General features: G+C 34.5%; 6 protein-coding genes. All 6 read right to left on the bottom strand.

Annotated features, from left to right (window positions below; genetic code table 11):
* Positions 1–16: 16 nt before the first annotated feature.
* Positions 17–496: a 23S rRNA (pseudouridine(1915)-N(3))-methyltransferase RlmH gene (rlmH, locus tag HMPREF3265_RS11755; protein ID WP_070861736.1), complete on the bottom strand. Its 480-nt coding sequence runs from the start codon at positions 494–496 to the stop codon at positions 17–19.
* Positions 497–900: 404 nt separating this feature from the next.
* On the bottom strand, positions 901–1,701 hold the full coding sequence (locus HMPREF3265_RS11750; protein WP_011274380.1) for an MBL fold metallo-hydrolase: 801 nt from the start codon (positions 1,699–1,701) through the stop codon (positions 901–903).
* A 681-nt stretch (positions 1,702–2,382) separates the two neighbouring features.
* Positions 2,383–3,174 carry a two-component system regulatory protein YycI gene (locus HMPREF3265_RS11745; protein WP_070861735.1) on the bottom strand — a complete coding sequence of 264 codons (792 nt, stop codon included), beginning with the start codon at positions 3,172–3,174 and terminating at the stop codon, positions 2,383–2,385.
* Positions 3,175–4,506, bottom strand: a complete 1,332-nt coding sequence (locus HMPREF3265_RS11740; protein ID WP_070632373.1) for a YycH family regulatory protein — start codon at positions 4,504–4,506, stop codon at positions 3,175–3,177.
* Positions 4,496–6,322, bottom strand: a complete 1,827-nt coding sequence (gene walK / locus HMPREF3265_RS11735) for a cell wall metabolism sensor histidine kinase WalK (RefSeq protein ID WP_037552504.1) — start codon at positions 6,320–6,322, stop codon at positions 4,496–4,498. Before walK ends, HMPREF3265_RS11740 begins: the two co-directional genes overlap by 11 nt.
* Before the next feature lie 12 nt (positions 6,323–6,334).
* Positions 6,335–7,036, bottom strand: a complete 702-nt coding sequence (gene yycF / locus HMPREF3265_RS11730; protein ID WP_011274375.1) for a response regulator YycF — start codon at positions 7,034–7,036, stop codon at positions 6,335–6,337.
* Positions 7,037–7,592 lie beyond the last annotated feature (556 nt).

Genomic DNA, 7,592 nt, shown 5'->3' with positions numbered 1-7,592 from the left:
AACCTATTTTTTAGTTTTATTTATGATACGCCTCGCCTCGCATGATCTTAAATGCTCTATATACTTGTTCGATTAAGACGACGCGCATCATTTGATGTGGAAATGTCATTTTGCTGAATGAAAGTGCGTAGTTGCTACGTTTTAAGACGTCTTCATGTAATCCATTTGATCCGCCAATGACAAAGACAAAATCACTTTGTCCTTGTGTCATGCGTCGTTGCATTTCCTCAGCCAATCCTTCTGAGGACAACATTTTTCCTTGAATTTCTAAAGTGATGACTGTTGCTTGAGGTTTGATTTTAGCTAGTAGTCGTTGTGCTTCTTTTTCTTTCACTTGTTCAATTTCTTTATCGCTCATGTTTTCAGGTGCTTTTTCATCGGGTACTTCAATAATTTCAATTTTGGAATAAGCACCTAGTCTTTTTTCATATTCTGATATAGCTTGTTTCCAATATTTTTCTTTTAATTTACCCACAGCTAAGATTGTTATCTTCATAAAATCCTCCATAGATATTAATAGTTATCCTACTTATCCACAAGTTATCAACTTGTTAACAGAATTCCCTCTAATTATAACAGTAATGTATACGAATTAAGCTATATTTTTAAAAAATATCCCCATTTTATGAGACTATCCTTGTATATATGTGGATAAGTCTGTGAATAATGTGAGTATTTCTGTGTGTATTATACACAAAAGTGGATAACTTCATTGAATTTTGGGGATAACTTTAAGAAAGTCTTAAATATTTATTCACAGATTTAGGCTAAATCTTGTTATTATAAGGTTCCTTTTGAATAATCATGTATAGTCCAAATTATTAGATAATTAACTCAATAAATTAAAAAACAACCTACTTACAAATACTAATTTTGTAAGTAGGTCGTTCGTCTAAATAATTACAATGTATATATCGGTGTAGCTTGTGCTTTATCTGTATCACATAATAGCACTTCTTTTTCAGTATCTATATCATGTTCATTTAGAACCTGACTAACGCTCATACGTGCTAAATCTTTCATGTTGTTATCTTGTGATAAATGTGAAAGATAAATGCGCTTCGTATTACCTGTAATGACATCAGTCATCGCTAGTCCTGCATCTTCATTAGACACATGTCCCATATCGCTTAAAATACGTTGCTTCGTCTTCCAAGGATAACGACACATGCGTAACATATCCACATCATGATTACTCTCAAACATAAAGGCATCACTGCCTTGAATCATACCTTTCATTCTATCTGACACATAGCCTGTATCTGTAATCATCGTAAATTTCTTATAGTTATTGTGGAAAATATAAAACTGTGGATCAATTGCATCATGAGATACATTAAATGATTCAATATCAAAACCTGCAATAGATTTTGTTTCATAAGGATTGAATATGAATTTTTGATCCATTGGAATTTTACTATCTTTCTTCTCAATTGCTTTCCAAGTGTTCTCATTCGCATAAATCGGCAAACCATATTTACGCGCAAGCACACCTAATCCTTTAATATGATCACTATGTTCATGAGTAACTAGAATGCCGTTTAAATCTTTTATATTTCTATCAATTTGGCTAAATAAATCTTCCATTTTCTTGCCAGTGAGTCCAACATCTACTAATAGACTGCCCTTATCACTTTCAACATAAGTGGCATTCCCCGTACTACCACTCGCCAATACACTCATTCGTATCAAGCGACTCATCCTTTCTACTTCCGACAACTTACTCTATATTTTAGAGTGCCTTCAGTCTAATTCCTTATATTTTGCACTCTATAATTAAAAAAATGAAGTTTCGAACAATCCACATCATTCGAAACAATCCAGTCCTATAAAATACCTTTATATTATACTATACCAATACAAAAATTAAAGTTCCAATTCCATGTTTATGTACAACACTAACATAGATAAATAAAATAAGTGCATGAGACACTAGTAGACTCACACACTTATTATACTTCCCACACTCTAAACCACTCCTTCTCTTAAATAAGAGAAGAGGAAGGAGAAGCTTATTTATTTATTAATTATTGAAACAGTGTATTAAATTTTATTGAAGAAGTCTGAAGATTATTACGTAGCGATGTTGCCCAACACTACAAATAAAATGTTATTTGTAGATTTAAGAGCTTATACATTTAAGTAAGTAGCACTGATGAGTGATAACGAATGACGTTGCGCGACTCTTATGTTGATTATTAATGTACATAAGTGCGTTAGCACTTATGTAAGAAATTCTAAAAATAAACTACGAATGACGTTGTGTGACGCCTGAGGGAGTAGGATGAGTGTCGAGACCGAGGCTCGACCCAGTCCCCCTAGGCAAGCATCACAACAGAATGAGTAAATATTCATCTAAGAATTTCTTTACAACCCTGCTCCCTAATTATCAATCACTTTCGGATTTGATGATGTCGCTTCAACATAATAAGTTTTCACGTCTTCTTTACCTTTATGCTTCACTTTAATTTCCCAGTTCGCCTGCAATAATTGCACATTCGTTTCTCTCACAACCGAGTAATATCCCAGTCTTGCGTCCATCACTTCATCGCCTGATTTCAAGTAACGATTAAAGTATAACGTTTCTACTGCTTTACGTGGTGTAATCACTTGCTTCTTAGGATTATTATCACTCTTAGCAGGTTCAATATTATTCATTACCGATTGTTCATAACTTGTCGCTTTACCATCATTGATATTAAAGCGTAGACGCGCTTTATTATTGTTCATCAACGGATAACCTTCATAAGCCTGTTCATATGTCACAGTATCAGATGTAACATCACCAAGTTGATACATCTTACCATTGTAAACATTACTCATGATGTAATCTTTTAAATCACTTAAATTACTATCACTCACATTAACCGTACTATCAATCTCACCTGTTAACGTATTACCAGAATCTTCCGCTTCTAATGACGACTTACCCTTCGCATAACTTTCGAAGTCTTTAGACTTAGCAGTAATCATCTGCATCTTCGTCCCACTTACATCTTTATTTAAAATATCCTTCGAAATTTTAATTTCTTCTTGCTGGAATTTAACCTCATTATCACTTTCAGATTCGTTAATTTGAGACTTCGTCACCTTATTCACGTAAATCAATACGAGTAGGATATTAACTAGAATAAACACGAAAATAAACAATGTCTTCGTTCGTTTCCAATTCATTTATTCAAGCCTCCCATCCTCATAAGTGTACCAATCGCCGTCGTATTGAACATACCATGTTGGCACAAACTCACTATTACGTTGCACTTCTATATCATCTTTATCAGGTTGATCATCTTCTTTATAACCAATGACCATATTCGTTACCTTTTCAAAATCAATCGTATGATTATTTGCGAGTGAAGAACGAACACTTTCAACACTATCAAGTGACTTCGTTTTACCTTCTAAAGGTACACTAGAACGCAATAGCGCACGTTTGTAGTCATAAATACCTTTATCTCCCCAAGTAACCTCTATATCATTTAATTGCTGATCATTGAATGTTGGGTGCCCATTGAGGAAGAGTTGGTACGTTAATTCACCCGATGAATTATCTGTATTGAAAAGACGGAAGTCATCATTGAAGAATCCACCATGTCCATTTATATATTCAAATGTACTTGGAATCGTTGAATCCATATCACTTGAGCTAGATTCATTTTCAGATAAATTTTTATAATGATATTTCTTACTTTCATCATTATAGTTCGCTACGCCAGTGTTATTATTGTACGTTGTTGAACCACTCTTACCGCTTCGAATAATCACTGAATCGTCAAATAGAATAGCATTCATCGTTTCGACTGGAATCGTATCATAAACCATACGGTAAGAACGCATGTCTTTCGGACGATTTGGCGCAAATATATGCGTTGATTTATCAATCGTATCTTTATTTGTGATTACCTCTGAATATTTCTGCATTTCTTTATTCAAATGATCCATCACTTTAATAAAATGATTAGCTTTCGTAGTCAATGTTACTTTCATTACTTCATGACGATCTTCACTAATCGCATACAACTCTAAATTCTCTTTAGGATTTTGACTTACGATAATACGATTAAATTTGAAGTTTTTAGGTACCTTCGCTGATGAATTCAATACTTGACCTAAATATGTCGTTAGCGGCATATCATAAGTAAAATCTAGCACAGTAAAGTGGTCATTTAACATGGGAATATTTAAATTATAATCTCGATGAATATGTTCCACTTTACTGACTTCATGATTCTTCAATGTACCTGTTACTTGAGACAATTGAGCACGAGATGGTGCCAGCCCTTTAACCTTATCGCCTTTAACTTCTACAATTTGATACGGAGATATCACATTCTCAATATTGGCAGACATGGGCTTACCAATCGTCTTAGTATTGCTCTTTTTACTATCTGTGCTATCAATATTATTTAAATCTGGTGAAAAATTCCACACCATAAACGTAAGCACAACACTCATCATAACTAATAGGAAAAGAATAATGGATTTAATATGCTCTTTACTCTTCATCCCAATCACCGTCGTCTATAACTTCACATGGAAGTGTAATAAATATCGATGTGCCTTGTCCTTCAACACTATTCGCCCAAATTCTTCCATTATGCGCTTCTACAATCTCTTTCGAAATGGCAAGTCCTAAACCTGTACCACCCATTTTACGTGTACGTGCTTTATCTACACGATAGAAACGATCAAAGATTTTATCCACTTTGTTAATTGGGATACCTATACCATTGTCTTTAATACGAATCGTCATACGATTGTATAAAGCGTTTTGTTTCACGTGGAACTCGACGCGTTTTTCACCACGAGAATATTTCATCGCGTTAGTAATAACGTTATCAAACACTTGTGTCATCTTATCTGGATCAATTTCAGTAAAGATGGTTTCAGAAGGAATTTCACGTACAAAAGTCGTGTCTTTCGCGGCCATTTCATGACGATTAATAATCTTATTAATGAACATGTTGAAGTCGACAATTTCCTTCGTAATTTGTTCAGATTCGTTATCCATTTTCGATAATTGTAGTAGATCATTAACAAGACGAATCATTCGCTCTGTCTCTTCACGTGTTACCGATAAGAAAGATGGTGCTAAATTATCATCTTTCCAAGCACCTTCTTCAAGTGCCTCTATGTAACTGTTCATCGATGTTAAAGGCGTACGTAATTCGTGAGATACGTTCGCAACGAATTCACGACGTTCACGTTCAACTTGTTGTTGTTCTGTAACGTCATGTAATACGGCGATGTAACCTGTCACAAATCCAGTTTCTTGAACAATCGTACTGAAATTCACACGTGCGATGATGCCTTCATCTTCATTCATATCTAATAAGAAGCTATCGTTATTCTCTTGAATTTCATCCAATGAGAATTCGTCTTCTAAATGCAATACACTTAGCATGTAATAACCGATTAAGTCTTCCTTAGACATACCTAACATTTTTATCGCCATATCATTGACGATACGCACTCGACCACGTCGGTCTGTTGCGATAATACCGTCACTCATATGCGTGATAACTGAGTCTAAACGACGTTTCTCACTCTCAGTATTCGCTTGTGCCTCTTGAACTCGCTTAGACAAGTTGTTGAAGGCTAAAGCTAATTCACCGATTTCGTCATTACCATATATCTTAACACGTTGCGTATAATTACCTTTAGACATCTCTACCGTCTGATTACGCATGTCAGTAATCGGCCTTGTAATCGTCCTCGCGATAAAGAAACCAAGTATAACGGTAATGAAGAGGGAAATCGCAGTACCGATAATGAATATTTGGTTAATATTATTCAACTGATTATATACATCATTAATATTCGATTCTATGTAAATATTACCAATCGTCTCGTTGCCATTCTTTACGGGTAAGTTGTAAATCCAAATTCGCTCTTTACCGCTACCATAGTCTTTTAAAACATTGTGACTATTTGATTCACCTAGCGATAAGGCTTTTTGAACGGAGTTATCGTTAACCTTTTGATTAATCATATTATGTGATGATATCTTCGCTGTAGCCATGATAATTTGATCTTTATCAATAAAACGAATTTCTTCAATTTCTTGACGGTTGGCATACTCATTTAATAAACTTTGAACTTCTTTTTGAGCGTTAGAGGGATCATCTCTGTATATCCGCTCAATGTTAACTTCAAGCTGTGTCGCATACTGTTTAATATTCTTCATGAAGTTATTTGTCAGTTCTTTTTCTAAACTATTAGTGAAATACAGACCGATGATCTGCATTCCAATAATAATCAATAACACATAAACAATAACAAGCTTGGTGTGAAGGGATTGTAACTGTTTCAGCCACTTCATAGTCGCAAGCCCCTAATCATGTTGTTGGAGGAAGTATCCAACGCCTCTACGTGTCACAATATATTCAGGGTGTGAAGGATCATCTTCAATCTTCTCACGTAAACGACGAATCGTTACGTCTACTGTACGCACGTCACCGAAGTAATCATAACCCCATACTGTTTGTAGTAAATGTTCACGTGTCATGACTTGACCCATATGTTTAGAAAGGTAGTGGAAGAGTTCAAATTCTCTGTGTGTTAATTCAATATCTTCCCCACGCTTTTTAATCGAGTAAGCATCTGGGTAAATGACAATATCTTTAATTGTAATTTCGTTTGTCGTACCACTTACTTCTTGAGCTGGTTGTGAATAATGACGACGTAAGTTCGCTTTCACACGCGCGATTAATTCACGTGTACTGAACGGTTTCGTAACATAGTCATCCGCACCAAGTTCAAGACCTAAGACCTTATCAATTTCAGAGTCTTTCGCTGTTAACATAATAATCGGCATTTCGAATTTCTTACGTACTTCACGGCACACTTCCATACCATCACGACCAGGTAACATGATATCTAATAATACGATGTCTGGTTCTTCCTCGTAGATTAAATCTACTGCATCATTACCATCATAGGCACAGTAAACATCATATCCTTCTTTTTTCAAATTAAATTCTAAGATGTCCGCAATTGGCTTTTCGTCATCTACAACAACAACTTTTCTTGCCATATCTATAAACCTCATTTCTCAAATTGTAGTTCTATATTTTATTATTCGTTCTTATGAATTAGTAAAGATTAAACTGTGATTTGATGCGTTTTTAATAAGTTTATAGCGCATATTAATCTACTATATAATTTACCATTAATATTCATGTAATTCTATTTTCATATTTAAAATTATAGAATAGTATTCGTTTAAAGTTTACCACTCTAATTTAATATTACAAATAAGTTGAACCCTTTGAATACGGGACAAAAGTCGTAGTGACGCCCATTTAACCCATTATTACAGAATGATGATACGACTCAATGGTTTAGTAGCAAGCTTTCTATTTTAAACATAAGAATAATATTAAGATTCTGTTGCGACGTCATACTTTTGTAATGCTAAAGAATGTATTACGATATTTAGCTTTTAGTATATTTTTTGATTTTTTGAAAAGGATATCTAAAAAGTTTAAAATGTGGATTTACATGAGTAAGTAAAATGAAGGCATAAAAAAATGCCTATCCTTTTGGATAAGCAATACGGTCTCGACGGGAATCGAACCCGCGATCTCCTG

The organism is Staphylococcus sp. HMSC62B09, assembly GCF_001839115.1.
GTDB classification, from domain to species: Bacteria; Bacillota; Bacilli; order Staphylococcales; family Staphylococcaceae; genus Staphylococcus; species Staphylococcus haemolyticus.
Note: the sequence above shows the minus strand (reverse complement) of the source record. Positions and strands in the feature narration are given on the sequence as shown.

Excerpts from the sequence above, each read along its gene's own strand:
- rlmH (WP_070861736.1), bottom strand. The coding sequence starts at position 496 with ATGAAGATAACAATCTTAGCTGTGGGTAAATTAAAAGAAAAATATTGG.
- HMPREF3265_RS11745 (WP_070861735.1), bottom strand. The coding sequence starts at position 3,174 with ATGAATTGGAAACGAACGAAGACATTGTTTATTTTCGTGTTTATTCTA.
- walK (WP_037552504.1), bottom strand. The coding sequence starts at position 6,322 with ATGAAGTGGCTGAAACAGTTACAATCCCTTCACACCAAGCTTGTTATT.
- HMPREF3265_RS11740 (WP_070632373.1), bottom strand. The coding sequence starts at position 4,506 with ATGAAGAGTAAAGAGCATATTAAATCCATTATTCTTTTCCTATTAGTT.
- yycF (WP_011274375.1), bottom strand. The coding sequence starts at position 7,036 with ATGGCAAGAAAAGTTGTTGTTGTAGATGACGAAAAGCCAATTGCGGAC.
- HMPREF3265_RS11750 (WP_011274380.1), bottom strand. The coding sequence starts at position 1,701 with ATGAGTCGCTTGATACGAATGAGTGTATTGGCGAGTGGTAGTACGGGG.